Origin of the sequence: Streptomyces sp. NPDC058632 (genome assembly GCF_042717095.1) — a bacterium.
Taxonomy (GTDB): Bacteria; Actinomycetota; Actinomycetes; order Streptomycetales; family Streptomycetaceae; genus Streptomyces.
This window is the reverse complement of sequence record NZ_JBHXQZ010000001.1, coordinates 1-16,074: the sequence shown is the minus strand read 5'-3', so window position 1 is coordinate 16,074 and position 16,074 is coordinate 1. Positions and strand designations below refer to the sequence as shown.

General features: G+C 70.0%; 17 protein-coding genes. 10 read left to right on the top strand and 7 right to left on the bottom strand.

Annotated features, from left to right (window positions below; all coding sequences use genetic code 11):
- Positions 1 to 2: 2 nt before the first annotated feature.
- Positions 3 to 188, top strand: a complete 186-nt coding sequence (locus ACFWVE_RS00085; protein ID WP_384006454.1) for a hypothetical protein — start codon at positions 3 to 5, stop codon at positions 186 to 188.
- A gap of 7 nt (positions 189 to 195) precedes the next feature.
- Here the strand turns inward: ACFWVE_RS00085 and ACFWVE_RS00080 are convergent, their stop codons facing one another.
- The 3 genes from ACFWVE_RS00080 to ACFWVE_RS00070 all read right to left on the bottom strand — a co-directional run bounded on the left by ACFWVE_RS00080 (position 196) and on the right by ACFWVE_RS00070 (position 2,054).
- Entirely contained in the window at positions 196 to 501 is a 306-nt protein-coding gene (locus tag ACFWVE_RS00080) for a transposase (RefSeq protein WP_384006452.1), read from the bottom strand.
- Between the two features lie 212 nt (positions 502 to 713).
- Positions 714 to 1,559: a serine hydrolase domain-containing protein gene (locus tag ACFWVE_RS00075; protein ID WP_384006450.1), complete on the bottom strand. Its 846-nt coding sequence runs from the start codon at positions 1,557 to 1,559 to the stop codon at positions 714 to 716.
- 18 nt (positions 1,560 to 1,577) lie between these two features.
- Positions 1,578 to 2,054, bottom strand: coding sequence for a GNAT family N-acetyltransferase (locus ACFWVE_RS00070; protein ID WP_384006448.1), 477 nt, complete (start codon positions 2,052 to 2,054; stop codon positions 1,578 to 1,580).
- A 96-nt stretch (positions 2,055 to 2,150) separates the two neighbouring features.
- Between ACFWVE_RS00070 and ACFWVE_RS00065 the strand changes: the two genes are divergently transcribed.
- Positions 2,151 to 2,627: a MerR family transcriptional regulator gene (locus tag ACFWVE_RS00065; protein WP_384006445.1), complete on the top strand. Its 477-nt coding sequence runs from the start codon at positions 2,151 to 2,153 to the stop codon at positions 2,625 to 2,627.
- Positions 2,624 to 3,667 (top strand): aldo/keto reductase, encoded by a 1,044-nt coding sequence (locus tag ACFWVE_RS00060; RefSeq protein WP_384006442.1) that lies wholly within the window; start codon positions 2,624 to 2,626, stop codon positions 3,665 to 3,667. Before ACFWVE_RS00065 ends, ACFWVE_RS00060 begins: the two co-directional genes overlap by 4 nt.
- 28 nt (positions 3,668 to 3,695) lie before the next feature.
- On the opposite strand, the gene ACFWVE_RS00055 is transcribed toward ACFWVE_RS00060, so the two are convergent.
- The 3 genes from ACFWVE_RS00055 to ACFWVE_RS00045 form a co-directional block, all read right to left on the bottom strand.
- Complete coding sequence (locus ACFWVE_RS00055) at positions 3,696 to 4,544, bottom strand: DUF4429 domain-containing protein (RefSeq protein WP_384006439.1); 849 nt, start codon at positions 4,542 to 4,544, stop codon at positions 3,696 to 3,698.
- Between the two features lie 67 nt (positions 4,545 to 4,611).
- Complete coding sequence (locus ACFWVE_RS00050; protein WP_384006436.1) at positions 4,612 to 5,829, bottom strand: alpha/beta hydrolase; 1,218 nt, start codon at positions 5,827 to 5,829, stop codon at positions 4,612 to 4,614.
- Between the two features lie 124 nt (positions 5,830 to 5,953).
- Positions 5,954 to 6,616 carry a TetR family transcriptional regulator gene (locus tag ACFWVE_RS00045; protein WP_384006433.1) on the bottom strand — a complete coding sequence of 221 codons (663 nt, stop codon included), beginning with the start codon at positions 6,614 to 6,616 and terminating at the stop codon, positions 5,954 to 5,956.
- Positions 6,617 to 6,796: 180 nt separating this feature from the next.
- On the opposite strand from ACFWVE_RS00045, the gene ACFWVE_RS00040 reads away from it, so the two are divergent.
- Entirely contained in the window at positions 6,797 to 8,419 is a 1,623-nt protein-coding gene (locus ACFWVE_RS00040) for an MFS transporter (protein ID WP_384006430.1), read from the top strand.
- 255 nt (positions 8,420 to 8,674) lie between these two features.
- A complete protein-coding gene (locus tag ACFWVE_RS00035; RefSeq protein ID WP_384006427.1) occupies positions 8,675 to 9,022 on the top strand; it encodes a small hydrophobic protein in 348 nt (115 codons plus the stop codon).
- Positions 9,023 to 9,137: 115 nt separating this feature from the next.
- On the opposite strand, the gene aceE is transcribed toward ACFWVE_RS00035, so the two are convergent.
- A complete protein-coding gene (gene aceE / locus ACFWVE_RS00030) occupies positions 9,138 to 11,885 on the bottom strand; it encodes a pyruvate dehydrogenase (acetyl-transferring), homodimeric type (protein WP_384006424.1) in 2,748 nt (915 codons plus the stop codon).
- Between the two features lie 409 nt (positions 11,886 to 12,294).
- On the opposite strand from aceE, the gene ACFWVE_RS00025 reads away from it, so the two are divergent.
- The 5 genes from ACFWVE_RS00025 (at position 12,295) to ACFWVE_RS00005 (ending at position 16,016) form a co-directional block, all read left to right on the top strand.
- On the top strand, positions 12,295 to 12,732 hold the full coding sequence (locus ACFWVE_RS00025) for a DUF3052 domain-containing protein (RefSeq protein WP_042170042.1): 438 nt from the start codon (positions 12,295 to 12,297) through the stop codon (positions 12,730 to 12,732).
- 172 nt (positions 12,733 to 12,904) lie between these two features.
- Positions 12,905 to 13,378, top strand: a complete 474-nt coding sequence (locus ACFWVE_RS00020; RefSeq protein ID WP_384006421.1) for a peroxiredoxin — start codon at positions 12,905 to 12,907, stop codon at positions 13,376 to 13,378.
- Positions 13,379 to 13,510: 132 nt separating this feature from the next.
- A complete protein-coding gene (locus ACFWVE_RS00015) occupies positions 13,511 to 14,086 on the top strand; it encodes a TerD family protein (RefSeq protein ID WP_042170048.1) in 576 nt (191 codons plus the stop codon).
- A gap of 138 nt (positions 14,087 to 14,224) precedes the next feature.
- On the top strand, positions 14,225 to 14,800 hold the full coding sequence (locus ACFWVE_RS00010; protein ID WP_384006418.1) for a TerD family protein: 576 nt from the start codon (positions 14,225 to 14,227) through the stop codon (positions 14,798 to 14,800).
- A gap of 76 nt (positions 14,801 to 14,876) precedes the next feature.
- Entirely contained in the window at positions 14,877 to 16,016 is a 1,140-nt protein-coding gene (locus tag ACFWVE_RS00005; RefSeq protein ID WP_384006415.1) for a DUF475 domain-containing protein, read from the top strand.
- Positions 16,017 to 16,074: the final 58 nt, after the last annotated feature.

The following is a 16,074-nucleotide window of genomic DNA, read 5'->3' as shown; positions in this document are numbered from 1 at the left end:
TCGTGCCCCTGTCGAATGGCCTGCTCGAGGTGCTGCAGTCCCCGGCCCAGTGTTTCCTGACCACCCTCATGCCGGACGGTTCCCCTCAGATCACGCAGACCTGGGTGGACACGGACGGAGAGAACATCGTCATCAACACGGTGAGCACCCACCAGAAGGTGCTCTTCTCCGCCTCGATGAACGCGTAGACCGCGGTCATCGATCGCTCTCCTTCGCGAAGGAGACCGCCGCTTTTCGCAGCACCTCGATCGTCTCGGCCTGCTCACGGTTCTGCCGACGCAGCCGGCGCAGTTCCTCCCGCTCGGCCGTCGTCAGCTCGCCCGGCGCCCCCTGACCGCGGTCGGCCTGGTCCTGCCGGACCCAGTTCCGCAGCCCTTCGGCGCTGACCCCGAGCTCCCGGGCCACCTCGGTGACGGTCTTCTTGGAGGAGTGCACGAGCGCGACCGCGTCCCGTTTGAACTCCTCCGTGTACCGCCTGCTGCGGTTGCTCTTGCTTCCCACCTGACACTACTTCCTCTGGAACCTCATGCCCCAGTTTCCAGGTGTCCAGCATCAAGGGGAAGCTTCACGCGGGGTGCTGCGCGAAGCCAAGACAAGCCCTGGGTTGTACGGCCGGCCAGAGGGTGACGCCATGGCCGGAGACCGTGTCGCCGGCCGCTCTGGCCTCTGGCGGACCGCACGGGCACGCCGGCGGGCGCCGGCGTCGTCGACGGTCAGGTTGCCGCGCCGGTGCTTCCGCGGAGTTCCGCCAGCACCGCGTCCGTGAAGGGCGGCCAGGCCTCGACCGCCCACGGGCCGAAGGCGCGGTCGGTCAGGGCCACGCAGGCGACGTCCGCCGCCGGGTCGGTCCACAGGAACGTGCCCGACTGGCCGAAGTGGCCGAACGTGCGGGGGGACGAGGAACCGCCCGTCCAGTGAGGGGACTTGGAGTCGCGGATCTCGAAGCCCAGGCCCCAGTCGTTGGGGTTCTGGTGCCCGTAGCCCGGCAGGACGCCCTTCGTACCCGGGTACTGGACCGTCATCGCCTCGGCGACGGTACGGGCGTCCAGCAGGCGCGGGGCCTGCACCTCGGCGGCGAAGCGCAGCAGGTCGTCCACCGTGGACGTGCCGTCCTTCGCGGGGGAGCCGGTGCCCTCCAGGGAGGTCGACGTCATCCCCAGCGGCTCCAGCACCGCCTGCCGCAGGTACTCGGCGAACGGGATCTCCGTCGCCTTCGCGATGTGGTCCCCGAGCTGCTCGAACCCGGCGTTGGAGTAGAGGCGGCGCTCACCGGGGGCGGACGTCGCCCGGTGTTCGTCGAAGGCGAGGCCGGAGGTGTGGGCGAGGAGGTGGCGGACCGTCGAGCCCTCCGGGCCCGCCGGTTCGTCCAGCTCGATCGCGCCCTCCTCGTACGCCACGAGTACCGCGTACGCCGCGAGCGGCTTGGTGACCGAGGCCAGCGGGAAGCGGCGGCCGGTGGGGCCGTGGGTGCCCAGGACGGTGCCGTCCGCCCGGACGACGCCCGCCGCCGCGGTGGGAACCGGCCAGTTCTCGATCAGCGCGAGGCTCTTGAGCGACATGCCGTCGAGCCTAAGCGCTCACAGGGTCAGCTCCAGCAAGGGGTCCGGCTTTCGCGTGAAGCCCATCGAGGCGTACAGCGGCTCGGCCTGCGCGGACGCGGTGAGGCGGACGCGGCGGGCGCCCCGCTCGCGGAACCACTTCAGCAGTTCCTCCATGCAGGCACGCGCGTAGCCCCGGCGGCGGGCGTCCGGGTCGGTGGCGACGCTGAACACGTAGCCGTCGGTGCCGTGCGGGCTGTGTGCGCCGCCGATGCGGTACTCGATCGTGCCGGCCACCAGCGCCGACAGCCCGCCCCGCTCCGGGAGGCCCGGTCGGTCCACCACGAACGCCGCGAACGGGCCCTCCGGCTCCGCCAGCTTCGCGCGCAGTACCGGCAGTGCGTCGGCGTGCCAGTCCGTGGCGGGGGAGGAGCGGGGCATCGAGTCGATCATCACCTGGCGCAGGCGCAGTACTTCCTCCGCGTCCCCGGGCGCCGCACGGCGTACGAGTGTCATGACCGGCATCGTAATCGGGCAGGACGTCCGCCCTCCTGCCGTTTTCCCGCCGGTCGTGCTTGCCTGGAGTGCACTCCAGGGATTTAGCGTGGGTGCATGACGGTGACGGAGACCACGGGTGAGAGCACGGGTGCCACGACCGACACCTGCGCGGGTCCGCCGCAGGGCGACCGGCGGCCGGACGGCGCGGACAAGTACACGATCAGTGAGGTGGCCGCCCTCACCGGGCTCAGCGCCCACACCCTGCGCTGGTACGAGCGCATCGGGCTGATGCCGCACATCGACCGGTCGCACACCGGGCAGCGCCGCTACAGCAACCGCGACCTCGACTGGCTCGCCCTCGTCGGCAAGCTCCGCCTGACCGGGATGCCGGTCGCGGACATGGTCCGGTACGCGGAGATGGTGCGGGAGGGCGACCACACCTACGCCGACCGTTTCGAACTCCTCAAGGCGACCCGCGAGGACGTGGTGGCCCGGATCGCCGAACTCCAGGGCACCCTCGCCGTGCTCGACCGGAAGATCAGCTTCTACGCGGACGCCGGGCGGGCCCTGGCGTCGGAGAGGTCCCGATGACCAACGGCACGAACGGCACGAACAGCGCGAGCGGCAGGATCACGACGGCGGTACTGGGCGCGGGCGGCCCCGAGGTGGGTGTGCAGGGCCTGGGCTGCATGGGCATGAGCTTCGCCTACGGCCCCGCGGACGCGGACGCCTCCCGGGCGGCCCTGGAGCGGGCCCTGGAACTGGGCGTCACGCTCTACGACACGGCGGACTCGTACGCGGCGGGGGAGAACGAGCGGTTCCTGTCCCCGTTCTTCAAGGCGCACCGGGACGAGATCGTGATCGCGACCAAGTTCGCGCTGTCGATCCCGCCCGACGAGCCGACCCGGCGGATCGTCCGCAACGACGCCCCGTACATCCGGCAGGCCGTCGAGGCGAGCCTGAAGCGCCTGGACATCGACACCATCGACCTCTACTACATGCACCGGCGCGATGTGAACGTGCCGATCGAGGAGACCGTCGGCGTCATGGCCGAGCTGGTGCGCGAGGGCAAGGTCAAGCAGCTCGGGCTGAGCGAGGTCACCGCCGGCGAACTGCGGGCCGCGCACGCCGCGCACCCGATCGCCGCCGTGCAGTCGGAGTGGTCGCTGTTCAGCCGCGACATCGAGGCGAACGTCGTACCGGCCGCCCGGGACCTGGGCGTGACCCTGGTGCCGTACTCGCCGCTCGGGCGGGGATTCCTGACCGGTTCCTTCGTCGACGCCGGCCAGGACCTCACACCGGACGACTTCCGCCGCCTCATGCCCCGGTTCACCGGCGAGAACGCGGCGGCCAACGCGGCCCTGCTCGCCCCGGTCCGCGTCGTCGCCGACGCGCACGGCGCCACGCCCGGCCAGATCGCCCTGGCCTGGGTCCAGCAGCGGGCTGCCGTGTGCGGCCTCCCGGTCGTCCCGATCCCGGGCACGCGCAAGCCGTCCCGGGTGGAGGAGAACACGGCGGCGACCCGGATCACCCTCACGGACGCGGAGCTGGCCCGACTGGACCCGATCGCCGCCAAGGTGGCGGGCACCCGCTACGCGGACATGGCCTTCACGTCCGCCGGACGGGAGTAGCGCCCCCACACGTCCGAACGGCGGAGCCCTACAGCTCCGCCAGCAACTCCGCCTTCTTGGACGAGAACTCCTCGTCCGTCACCAGTCCCGCCTGGTGCAGTTCCCCGAGGTGGCGTATGCGGTCGGCGATGTCCGCGGGGTCGCGGCGTACGGCGGCCGCGGCGACCGCGGGTACCGGCGCGGTCGTCCGCGCCGCCGCCAGGACGGCCGCCGCGAACGGCAGCGACTCGTGCACCGGGCCGTAGCCCAGCCCGAACACCACGGCCGCCGGGTCCTGGTCGGCGTGCGGCGGCCGGTCCGGCTCGTCGCGGCGCAGCAGCCGCAGGTGTCCCTCGAACACCTCCGGCGACCGCCACTCCACACCGCTCAACTCGCCCACGGGGAAGCGCTGGTCGCCCGCCTTCCACTTCGTCGAGGAGGCACCCGTCCAGGACCAGCGGAAGGAGACCGCCTTCCCGTCGAAGGAGGCCCGCCCGTCGTACGCCTTGAAGTGCAGCGGCCCCTCGGGGGCGGGCACCAGATGACGCTCGGCGGGACCCGACTCGGTGAGCAGGGCGAGGAGTTCGTCGGCGTAGTACTCGGCGAGCGTCTCGCGTTCGGCGGGCAGCACGAGCCGGTAGGGGTCGCAGCCTTCCTTCAGCTGCCCGGCCGCCGCCTCCATCAGCGGATCGGCGCCGGGCCGCGGCTCGATGCGCAGCACGACGGTGTCGCGTCTGCCGGGGGTCAGTGTCACTCCGGCGACGGCCTCCAGGGGGATGCGGCGCTCCCCGAGTACCTGAAACAGCTTGGGTGTTCGAATCCCCCTTTCGTACCGGATGAGCACGGAGTCGGAATCGAACTCCCAGGCAGCGTGAGATCCGGCCAGTACGTCACCCATGCGGCTCATCGTATGTGGCACGAGCTCTTTCGTCCCCTCCCCGTGCATACCGCAGTTCTCCCGTTCTCTACGCGCGTTCCGATGCGGCGGCACCGGACAGACCCGCCCGGCATACGCCGGTCTCGTGTGCGCAGTCCACCGCGCGGTATGCGCCAACGCCGATCTCGGCGAAGTTGCGCAGGCTGTCGGTGCCCGGCACGAAGTACCCGCCGTGTCCCCGCGCCTCACGCGCCGACAGCACGCGCGCCCCGAAGCCCGGGGACACCGGGTCGGCGCCGTGCCCCAGGCCGCCGACCTCCAGATAGGGCACGTCCTGGATCCAGTCGTCGGCGTCCCGCATCGCCCACACCCGTGCGTGCGTCCGCAGTCCGGAGACGGTCTCGGCCCGCATGCCGGGACTGCCGGCCACCGCTATGTCGGTCACCCGGCCGGGCAGCGTGGGCGCGGCGAGTCCGCACACCACGGAGCCGTAGCTGTGGCAGAACAGGGAGACGCGGGCCTCGCCGGGCAGGGCGCTCAGCAGCGATTCGAGGCGTACCGCGCCGCCCTCGGCGCGCATCGCCGTCGCCGCCTCCATACCCAGCCCGCTGGGCGCGGTGTAGTCGGCCCAGGCGATCACGGCGGTACGGGTCGAGGGGGCCGCCGTGTGCTCGGCCGCGTACAGCGACTCGGCCATGCCGACGGGCGCCGACCAGCGGCGGTGGCTGCGCTGGAAGGTCAGCAGATCGGTGTCGACGCCGGGGACGACGACCGAGACCCGCTCGGCCTCGTGCAGGTCGCCGAAGACCTCGGCGGCCCGGCCGGACCCCGACGGGTCGAAGGCGAGGATCTGGCGGCCGGGGCTCAGCAGCGCCCCGAAGCGGTTCATCCGGCGGCCCGCCTGATGCTGTCCGGCGGGCGTGAGCCGTTGGTCGTGCATCCGTTGTCGCTCGGCCTCACGGGCCTCCACCAGTGCGAGACGGTTGGCGCGGTAGCGCAGCTCGACCGGGGCGCCGTTCATGTTGCCGACCGCGAGCGGGAAGCGGTGGGCGAGGCTCGCCCGCTGCGCCTCGGTGAGGGAGGCGAAGAAGCGGGCCAGTGCGGCGGGCGCGGACTGGGGGTCCGGCAGCCGGTGGCCTCCTACGCGGCCGTGCTCCCAGGCGCTGAGCGAGGCCGGGAGCGGGGCCGCGTTCCGCTGCTGGCGCAGGGCCGTCCAGCCGGTGGTCGCCAGCATCACGAAGACGACGGCGAGTGCGAGGAGCGCGCGCCACACATTCAGTTGCGGGGAGGCGTCGAAAGAAGTCACTGACAGGACACACTAGGAGAACAAGAGGGTCTCGCGTCAACCGAGTGACAGGTATCACGTTTCGGTGCGTCGGCGAGGGGTAGGGCTCAACCGGCGACGGATCAGGTGCCACTCGGAAGACGGCTCAGGCGCCGCTCCAGGATCCCGCCAGGGCGGGCCCCAACTGGTCCAGGTGGGCCGTCATCAGCTCACGCAGGGCGGGGAGGCCGGCGTCGTCCCCGGCGGACCAGGACCGCTCCGCCACCCGGATCACGCCGCAGACGGCGGCCACCAGCACGCGCGGCCGGGGGTCGGTGTCCGGGTCGAGGCCCTCGCGGTCGGCGATCACACGGGCCAGCCGCTCCTCCAGTTCGCTCGAGCGCCGCAGATGGGCGGCGAGCAGCGCGGGCGTCGACTCGATCACCCGGTACACCCGCAGATGCAGTTCCAGGGGCACGATCTGCTCGACGACCTGGTTGACGCCGTCCCAGCTCTCCCCCAGGGCGCCGCGCAGCGCGTCCAGCGGCGGCTCGCCGGGCGGGCGCCCCCGTACGGCCTCGACGACGAGGGACTCCGCGAGGTGCGGGACGTGGAACGCGACCTCCTCCTTGCTGGCGAAGTAGCGGAAGAAGGTGCGCTGCGAGACGTGGACGGCCGCCGCGATGTCGTCGACCGTCGTCCCGTCGTAGCCGCGGGTCGCGAACAGTTCCAGGGAGGAGCGGACCAGTGCGTCGCGGGTGAGCCGCTTCTTGCGTTCCCGCAGGCCCGTACCCGGCGCCGCGCCGACGACTGTCCCGATCGTCTCCATCGTTCCTCCCGTGGTGCCCCCGATCGTTTCCCGGACCGGTTCCCCGGTGGCTCCTCCGTGGCTCCCTGAGGGCCCTTCCGGAACTGTTCCCCCAGTTCAGGCTATACGGGCATGTCGACTCAGTTACTGGTCGGTGAATTGGTTTGTCAACTGTCAGTGGCTGTCATTAGCCTCGAAGGTATGACTAGTCAGACCACCATCGACACGACAGGACCCGGGGACAAGACACCTCCGGGCGTCCCGTCGGACGCGGCACCCGGCAGAGGGCTGCGCGGCCACCCCTGGCTCACCCTCTTCACCGTCGCCGTCGGCGTCATGATGGTGGCCCTCGACGGCACCATCGTCGCCATCGCCAACCCCGTCATCGCCAGTGACCTGGGAGCCAGTTTCGCCGAGGTCCAGTGGATCACCAACGCGTACTTCCTCGCCCTCGCGGTCTCCCTGATCACCGCCGGCAAGCTCGGTGACCGGTTCGGCCACCGGCAGACCTTTCTCATCGGCGTCGTCGGCTTCGCCGCCGCCTCGGGCGCGATCGGCCTGTCCGACAGCATCGCGTCGGTCATCGTCTTCCGTGTCCTGCAGGGCCTGTTCGGCGCGCTGCTGATGCCGGCCGCGCTGGGCCTGCTGCGGGCGACCTTCCCGGCCGAGAAGCTCAACATGGCCATCGGCATCTGGGGCATGGTCATCGGTGCCTCCACCGCCGGCGGCCCGATCCTCGGCGGCGTCCTCGTCGAGCACGTCAGCTGGCAGTCGGTCTTCTGGATCAACGTCCCGGTCGGCGTCGTCGCGCTCGCCCTCGGCATGTGGATCCTGCTCGACCACCGCGCGGAGAACCGCCCGCACTCCTTCGACATCCTCGGCATCGGCCTGCTGTCCGGCGCGATGTTCTGCCTCGTCTGGGCGCTGATCAAGGCCCCCGAGTGGGGCTGGGGCGACGTCAAGACCTGGGGGTTCATCGCCGCCGCCGTGGTGCTCTTCGTCGTCTTCGCCCTCTGGGAGAAGCGGGTGAAGGAGCCGCTGATCCCGCTGGAGATGTTCCGCTCCGTCCCGCTGTCCGCGGGTGTCGTGCTGATGGTCCTCATGGCCATCGCCTTCATGGGCGGCCTGTTCTTCGTCACCTTCTACCTGCAGAACGTGCACGGCCTGAGCCCGGTCGACGCCGGTCTGCACCTGCTGCCGCTCACCGGCATGATGATCGTCGGCTCCCCGCTGGCCGGTGTGATCATCACCAAGGCCGGTCCGCGCATCCCGCTGGCCGGCGGCATGGCCTTCACCGCGATCGCCATGTTCGGCATCTCCACGCTCGAGAAGGACACCGGCAGCGCCCTGATGTCCCTCTGGTTCGCCCTGCTGGGCCTCGGCCTGGCGCCCGTCATGGTCGGCGCCACCGAGGTCATCGTGGGCAACGCGCCGCTGGAGCTCTCCGGTGTCGCCGGCGGCCTCCAGCAGGCCGCCATGCAGGTCGGCGGCAGCCTCGGTACGGCCGTGCTGGGCGCGGTGATGGCCTCCAAGGTCGACAGCGACCTCGCGGACAACTGGGCGGCCGCGGGGCTCCCGCCGCTCACCCCGGAGCAGACCGCGCAGGCCGCCGAGGCCGTCCAGGTCGGCGTGCCCCCGGTGAGCGAGCAGATGCCCCCGGAGATGGTCGCGAAGGTCACCGAGGTGGCGCACGACACCTTCCTCTCCGGCATGAGCACGGCTTCCCTGGTCGCCACCGCGGTCGCCGTCGTGGCGGTGGGCGTCGCCCTCCTCGCCAAGCGCGGTGAGAACGCGGAGGCCGGCGCGGGCGTCGGCCACATCTGACGGACCCGGTGGCCGAGTTCGCTCATCAGGGTGAACCGCTGCGGTGACCCCTCCCGTTCGGAGGGCGCCGCAGGTCACAGTGGGTCAAGCCCTCCGCAGGGCCTGGAGGATGCCGGCTGCGGCGCGCTGCTGGAGGGGGGCAGCACGCCGCAGCGGCTCGTCCGTCATCGCCCCGGGGGCATTCACACCCCGAGTCGGGGTACTCGCATGTCGAACCCCACTACACCCCAACCGACTACCGGGTTCAGGGAGTTGATGATGGCGAGCTTCGGAAGCGGCACGCGCAAACACCCCCGTTCACGTGGCCTGACGGGGTCACGATGGGGGTCCCCCCTGCTCGAGCGAAGCCGAGAGCTCGGGGGAGGGCCGGACCGCGCGACGCTCGGAATCATCGGAGTCGTCTGCGCGGTCGCCGGATTCTTCGTGCTGGGGATCGTCCTCGGCCCGGTGGCGATGGTCTGCGGCTGGCTTGCCATGGGCCGCAGCTGGGCCGGGTCCCGCCCGGTCCCGGCGGTGGTCGCCCTGGTCCTGGGCGCCATCGACACGCTGCTGGCGATCATCTGGCTGGCCTCGGCCACCGGCCCGGGCTACGGGATGTTCTGACGACCAGGACACCAGGGCCCGGACGGAAGGCTCCGGAACGGAACGGCAGAGGGGCCTCCGGCGAAACGCCGGAGGCCCCTCCTCATGTGCCGCCCCTGTGCCGCCCGTCGGCGGGTCAGGCGTCGCCGCCCGCCGCACCCGGGTCGGCCGCGGCCACGTCGAGCAGCTGGTAGCGGTCGATGGCCTGCTTCAGCACGGACCGGTCGACGTGCCCCTCCCGGGCCAGCTCCGTCAGCACCCCCACGACGATCGACTGCGCGTCGATGTGGAAGAACCGGCGGGCCGCCCCACGCGTGTCCGCGAAGCCGAAACCGTCCGCGCCCAGCGACTGGTACGTCCCCGGCACCCAGCGCGCGATCTGGTCCGGCACCGACCGCATCCAGTCGGACACCGCCAGGACCGGCCCCTGCGCCGAGGCCAGCTTCCGCGTCACGTACGGCACCCGCTGCTCCTCCTCCGGGCCCAGCAGGTTGTGCCGCTCGCACTCCACGGCCTCGCGCCGCAGCTCGTTCCAGGAGGTCGCCGACCAGACGTCGGCCCGCACGTCCCACTCCTCGGAGAGGATCCGCTGCGCCTCAAGGGCCCAGGGCACCGCGACACCGGAGGCGAGGATCTGCGCCGGCTTCGAGCCGGCCGTGCCCTCACGGAAGCGGTACAGGCCCTTGAGGATGCCGTCCACGTCGACGTCCTGGGGCTCGGCCGGGTGCTGGACGGGCTCGTTGTAGACGGTCAGGTAGTAGAAGACGTCCTCGCCGTGCGGGTGCTGCTCGTCGCTGCCGTACATCCGGCGCAGACCGTCCTGCACGATGTGCGCGATCTCGAACCCGAAGGCCGGGTCGTACGCGACGCACGCCGGGTTCGTGGACGCCAGCAGCTGCGACTGGCCGTCCGCGTGCTGCAGCCCCTCACCGGTCAGGGTCGTACGCCCCGCGGTCGCGCCGAGGACGAAACCGCGCGCCAGCTGGTCGCCCATCTGCCAGAACTGGTCGCCGGTGCGCTGGAAACCGAACATCGAGTAGAAGACGTACACCGGGATCAGCGGCTCGCCGTGCGTGGCGTACGCCGAGCCGGCCGCGATCAGCGAGGCCGTGCAGCCCGCCTCGGAGATGCCGTCGTGCAGCATCTGCCCGTTCGGGGCCTCCTTGTACGCGAGCAGCAGCTCGCGGTCCACGGACTCGTACTGCTGCCCGAGCGGGTTGTAGATCTTCGCGCTCGGGAAGAAGGAGTCCATGCCGAACGTGCGGTACTCGTCCGGCGCGATCAGCACGAACCTCCTGCCGATCTCCTTGTCCCGCATGAGGTCCTTGAGGAGCCGGACGAACGCCATGGTCGTCGCGATGGACTGCTGGCCCGAACCCTTCTTCACGTTCGCGTACGTCTTGTCGTCGGGCAGTGCGAGCGGCTTCGAGCGCACCACACGCGTCGGCACGTACCCGCCGAGCGACTTGCGGCGGTCGTGCATGTACTGGATCTCCTCCGAGTCGCGGCCCGGGTGGTAGTACGGCGGCAGGCCGGACTCCAGGTCCTTGTCGGAGATCGGCAGGTGCAGCCGGTCGCGGAAGCCCTTGAGGTCGTCGACCGTCAGCTTCTTCATCTGGTGCGTGGCGTTGCGGCCCTCGAAGTTCGGGCCGAGGGTCCAGCCCTTGACCGTCTTGGCGAGGATCACCGTCGGCTGGCCCTTGTGGTCCATGGCCGCCTGGTACGCCGCGAAGATCTTCTTGTGGTCGTGGCCGCCGCGCCCCAGGTGCAGCACCTGGTCGTCGGTCATGCTCTCGACCATGGCGCGCAGCCGGTGGTCGTCACCGAAGAAGTGGTCGCGGATGTAGGACCCGGACTCGGTGGCGTACGTCTGGAACTGGCCGTCCGGCGTGGTGTTCATCCGGTTGACCAGCACGCCGTCCCGGTCCTGGGCGAGCAGCGGGTCCCAGGAGCGGTCCCAGACCAGCTTGATCACGTTCCAGCCGGCGCCCCGGAAGACCGACTCCAGCTCCTGGATGATCTTGCCGTTGCCGCGCACCGGCCCGTCGAGGCGCTGCAGGTTGCAGTTGACGACGAAGGTCAGGTTGTCGAGGTTCTCGCGGGCCGCGAGCGTCAGCTGGCCCAGCGACTCCGGTTCGTCCATCTCGCCGTCGCCGAGGAACGCCCATACGTGCGACTTCGAGGTGTCGGCGATGCCGCGCGCCTGCATGTAGCGGTTCATCCGGGCCTGGTAGATCGCGCTGATCGGACCGAGGCCCATCGACACGGTCGGGAACTCCCAGAAGTCCGGCATCGAACGCGGGTGCGGATACGACGCCAGGCCCTCGGGGGCCTTCGACTTCTCCTGCCGGAACCCGTCCAGCTGCCGCTCGCTCAGCCGGTCCAGCAGGAACGCGCGGGCGTAGATGCCCGGCGAGGCGTGGCCCTGGAAGAAGACCTGGTCGCCGCCGTCGCCCTCGTCCTTGCCGCGGAAGAAGTGGTTGAAGCCCACGTCGTACAGCGACGCCGAGGACGCGAAGGTGGCGATGTGGCCGCCGACGCCGATCCCGGGCCGCTGGGCGCGCGAGACCATCACCGCCGCGTTCCAGCGGGTCGCGTTGAGGACCTTGCGCTCGATCTCCTCGTTGCCCGGGAAGAACGGCTCCGCGCGGGTGGGGATCGTGTTCACGTAGTCCGTGCTGCGCATCTCGGGCACGGCCACGCGCCGCTCACGGGCCCGCTCGATCAGCCGCAGCATCAGATAGCGGGCCCGCTCCCGGCCGCGCTCGTCGACGGCGGCGTCGAGGGAGTCGAGCCACTCCTGGGTTTCCTCGGGATCGAAGTCAGGCACCTGACTCGGAAGGCCACCAATGATGATCGGGTTGCGATCGGATGCGGAAGCCACGCTGTTCCTTACCTGTCGAAGGGCCGTGAGGAGGCCGCTGCTTCACTGACGTAGCCGGGTCTGCGCGCTCCCCATGGTCCACCCCGGGGCCGCACACGTCATCTCTACCGATAGGTAACCGGCACGCGACACCGGTACGGTGGCGTACGGAGCGAATCTCGCGTTCATGCGAGTCTCGTACCCGTATACAGTTCCCAAACGCCCATTCGGGGCACAAGGGTGTGGTGTGAGTCACTGTGGGTCAGGATGATGTGCCTGAAGTTGCGGTGACCCGGTCAGGATCGTCACCGTTTAGGCGGTCCGGGCGGCCGGGTACTTGCGCGATCCGCCCCGCCCGTGTGGACTACGGCCAACGCCGCGCGCCCGCGCGTGGCTGAGATATTCCCAAACCATGATCAGGAGGCACCCCGTGAGCGCGACCGCGGACCACGCGGAGGAGCGGACGAACCCTGCCGCCAGGCTGGGGTTCCAGCCCGGGCAGGTGGTCCAGGAGATCGGCTACGACGACGACGTCGACCAGGAGCTCCGCGAGGCCATCGAGGGCGTCATCGAGAGCGACCTTGTCGACGAGGACTACGACGACGTGGCTGACGCCGTTGTGCTGTGGTTCCGCGACGACGACGGCGACCTGACGGATGCGCTGGTGGACGCCGGCACGTACATCGAGGAGGGCGGGGCGATCCTGCTCCTCACGCCGAAGACCGGCCGCTCGGGGTACGTGGAGCCGAGCGACATCTCGGAAGCCGCCACCACGGCCGGCCTGACCGCCGCCAAGAGCGTCAGCGTCGGCAAGGACTGGAGCGGCAGCCGGCTGGCGACGCCGAAGGCGGCCAAGTCGCGGAGGTGACCGCCTCCCGGAGGTGACCCCGACGGCCCCGCCCTCGTGGGCGGCCGTATCCCGCTTTTCCACCGGACGGGCTGACCGGTTCAGCCCGTCCGGACCGTTGTCGTACCCCCTGCGTAGGGTGTTCCCAGGGAACAGGCCGGGCACAGCACCCCCCGAAGGGACGAACCAGGCGATGACGATCCAGGCGACGGCGCTCCAGGCCGGCGATCACGCCCCCGACTTCGAGCTCAAGGACAACCACGGCGCGCCCGTGCGGCTGTCCGACCACCGCGGCCGTCACCACGTGGTGCTCGTCTTCTACCCCTTCGCCTTCACCAGCGTGTGCACCGACGAGCTGCGTGCCCTGCGCGACGGCCTGGACCTCCTCGCCGACCGCGGCACCCAGCTGCTCGCCGTCTCCACCGACTCCATCCACACCCTGCGCGTCTTCGCCGAGCAGGAGGGCCTGGAGTACCCCCTGCTGTCGGACTTCTGGCCGCACGGGAACGTCTCGCGCGCCTACGGCGTCTTCGACGAGGGCAAGGGCTGCGCCGTTCGGGGGACCTTCGTCATCGACCGCGAGGGTCTCGTACGGTGGACGGTGGTCAACGCGCTGCCCGACGCACGCGACCTGAACGACTACGTCGAGGCGCTCGACGCGCTGTGAGCACGCCCGGCAGCGGTGGTTCCCCGGCGCCGGGGACTGCGGTGGCCGGGAACCCGTTACTAGGATCGACTCGTTGATCCGACATCCGACGCACGACGGGGCTTCCCGCCCCCGGACATCAATGGAGGACTCGTGGGAGTCAGCCTCAGCAAGGGCGGCAACGTATCGCTGACCAAGGAGGCGCCGGGCCTGACCGCGGTCATCGTCGGACTGGGGTGGGACGTCCGCACCACGACCGGCACCGACTTCGACCTGGACGCCAGTGCGCTGCTGGTGAACAACACGGGCAAGGTCACCAACGACGCCAACTTCGTCTTCTTCAACAACCTCAAGAGCCCCGACGGCTCGGTCGAGCACACCGGCGACAACCTCACCGGTGAGGGCGAGGGCGACGACGAGCAGATCAAGGTCAACCTCGCGGGTGTCCCCGCGGAGATCGAGAAGATCGTCTTCCCGGTGTCCATCTACGACGCCGAGAACCGTCAGCAGTCCTTCGGCCAGGTGCGCAACGCGTTCATCCGCGTCGTCAACCAGGCCGGCGGCGCCGAGATCGCCCGCTACGACCTGTCGGAGGACGCCTCCACCGAGACCGCCATGGTCTTCGGCGAGCTGTACCGGCACGGCGCCGAGTGGAAGTTCCGCGCCATCGGCCAGGGCTACGCCTCCGGTCTGCGCGGCATCGCGCAGGACTTCGGCGTGAACGTCTGAGACGCTCGCGTCCCGGGCACTCCCGCCCGGGCCCGGCCGTCCCGCACGGCTGTTCCGTCCGGCGCCGCACGGTTTACGTGCGGCGCCGGACGTGCAGGAGACCACCTGAGAAACATCACCCGGGGAGGGACCAGCAACATGGGCGTCACGCTCGCCAAGGGAGGCAATGTCTCCCTGTCCAAGGCCGCACCGAACCTCACACAGGTGTTGATCGGGCTCGGCTGGGACGCGCGCTCCACCACCGGAGCCCCCTTCGACCTCGACGCCAGCGCACTGATGTGCAGCGGCGGCCGCGTCATGGGGGACGAGTGGTTCATCTTCTACAACCAGCTCCACAGCCCGGACGGCTCGGTGGAGCACACCGGTGACAACCTCACCGGTGAGGGCGACGGCGACGACGAGTCCCTGCTGGTCGATCTCTCCAAGGTGCCGGACCGGTGCGACAAGATCGTTTTTCCGGTCTCCATCCACCTGGCCGACGACCGCGGCCAGGCTTTCGGCCAGGTCAGCAATGCTTTCATCCGGGTGGTGAATCAGGCGGACGGTCAGGAACTCGCCCGCTACGACCTCTCGGAGGACGCCTCCACGGAAACCGCGATGATCTTCGGCGAGCTCTACCGCCATCAGGGCGAGTGGAAGTTCAGGGCCGTGGGACAGGGGTACGCGTCAGGGCTTCGGGGCATCGCTCTAGACTTCGGAGTCAATGTTTCGTAAAGCCGACTACGGCGACGGGGAGAGTCTCCTCCGGAAAACGTCCGGGGGAGCCCCCCCACACATGATGGGGTAGCCAGTGGTTCTGAAAACCTTCGGCTGGTCGTTCGCGGTCACCGCGCTCGGCCTGGTCGCAGCGATCCTCTTCGGGGGGTGGACCGCCTTCGGCATCGTGGCGATCCTCTCGATCCTCGAGATCTCGCTGTCCTTCGACAACGCGGTGGTCAACGCCGGAATCCTGAAGAAGATGAATGCCTTCTGGCAGAAGATCTTCCTCACCATCGGCATCCTGATCGCCGTCTTCGGTATGCGACTGGTCTTCCCCGTCGTGATCGTCGCCGTCAGCGCCTCGCTCGGACCCATCGAGGCGGTCGATCTCGCCCTCACCGACAAGGACCGCTACCAGGAACTGGTCACCGACGCCCACCCGTCGATCGCCGCCTTCGGTGGCATGTTCCTGCTGATGATCTTCCTGGACTTCGTCTTCGAGGACCGGGACATCAAGTGGCTGACCTGGATCGAGCGCCCGCTGTCCAAGCTCGGCAAGGTCGACATGCTGTCGGCCTGCATCGCGCTGATCGTCCTGCTGACCGCTTCCCTCACGGTCGGGGCCAACGCCCACCAGCACGGCGGCCTGCACGTGGACAAGGCGGAAACCGTCCTCCTCGCCGGTATCGGCGGTCTGATCACCTACATGATCGTGGGCGGGCTCTCCGGCTACTTCGAGAACCGGCTCGAGGAGACGGAGGAGCGTGAGCACGAGGAGGAGGAACAGGCCGCGCGGGCCGGCAAGCCCAAGACGGCCCTCGCCATCGGCGGCAAGGCCGCGTTCTTCATGTTCCTCTACCTCGAGGTCCTGGACGCGTCCTTCTCCTTCGACGGCGTGATCGGCGCCTTCGCCATCACCAACGACATCGTGCTGATGGCCCTGGGGCTCGGTATCGGCGCCATGTACGTCCGTTCGCTGACGGTCTACCTGGTCCGCCAGGGCACCCTCGACGAGTACGTCTACCTGGAGCACGGCGCGCACTACGCGATCGGCGCCCTCGCCGCGCTCCTGCTCATCACGATCCAGTACGAGGTCAACGAGCTCATCACCGGTTTCATCGGTGTCTTCCTGATCGGCCTGTCCTTCTGGTCCTCCGTGCGCCGCAACAAGGCCCACGCGGCGGCCGAGGGCGGCGCGGGAGAGAAGACCGAGGTCTCCTCCGGGGTGTGACAGCCCTCCGGGTGAGGAACGCTCTGTTCGGGGCGGCCGTCGAGGACCAGTCCTCGAC

Bases quoted from the DNA above. Each gene is read 5' to 3' on its own strand.
- ACFWVE_RS00075 (WP_384006450.1), bottom strand. From the start codon at position 1,559: ATGTCGCTCAAGAGCCTCGCGCTGATCGAGAACTGGCCGGTTCCCACC.
- ACFWVE_RS00070 (WP_384006448.1), bottom strand. From the start codon at position 2,054: ATGACACTCGTACGCCGTGCGGCGCCCGGGGACGCGGAGGAAGTACTG.
- ACFWVE_RS00065 (WP_384006445.1), top strand. From the start codon at position 2,151: ATGACGGTGACGGAGACCACGGGTGAGAGCACGGGTGCCACGACCGAC.
- ACFWVE_RS00060 (WP_384006442.1), top strand. From the start codon at position 2,624: ATGACCAACGGCACGAACGGCACGAACAGCGCGAGCGGCAGGATCACG.
- ACFWVE_RS00055 (WP_384006439.1), bottom strand. From the start codon at position 4,544: ATGGGTGACGTACTGGCCGGATCTCACGCTGCCTGGGAGTTCGATTCC.
- ACFWVE_RS00045 (WP_384006433.1), bottom strand. From the start codon at position 6,616: ATGGAGACGATCGGGACAGTCGTCGGCGCGGCGCCGGGTACGGGCCTG.
- ACFWVE_RS00040 (WP_384006430.1), top strand. From the start codon at position 6,797: ATGACTAGTCAGACCACCATCGACACGACAGGACCCGGGGACAAGACA.
- ACFWVE_RS00035 (WP_384006427.1), top strand. From the start codon at position 8,675: ATGATGGCGAGCTTCGGAAGCGGCACGCGCAAACACCCCCGTTCACGT.
- ACFWVE_RS00020 (WP_384006421.1), top strand. From the start codon at position 12,905: ATGACGATCCAGGCGACGGCGCTCCAGGCCGGCGATCACGCCCCCGAC.
- ACFWVE_RS00010 (WP_384006418.1), top strand. From the start codon at position 14,225: ATGGGCGTCACGCTCGCCAAGGGAGGCAATGTCTCCCTGTCCAAGGCC.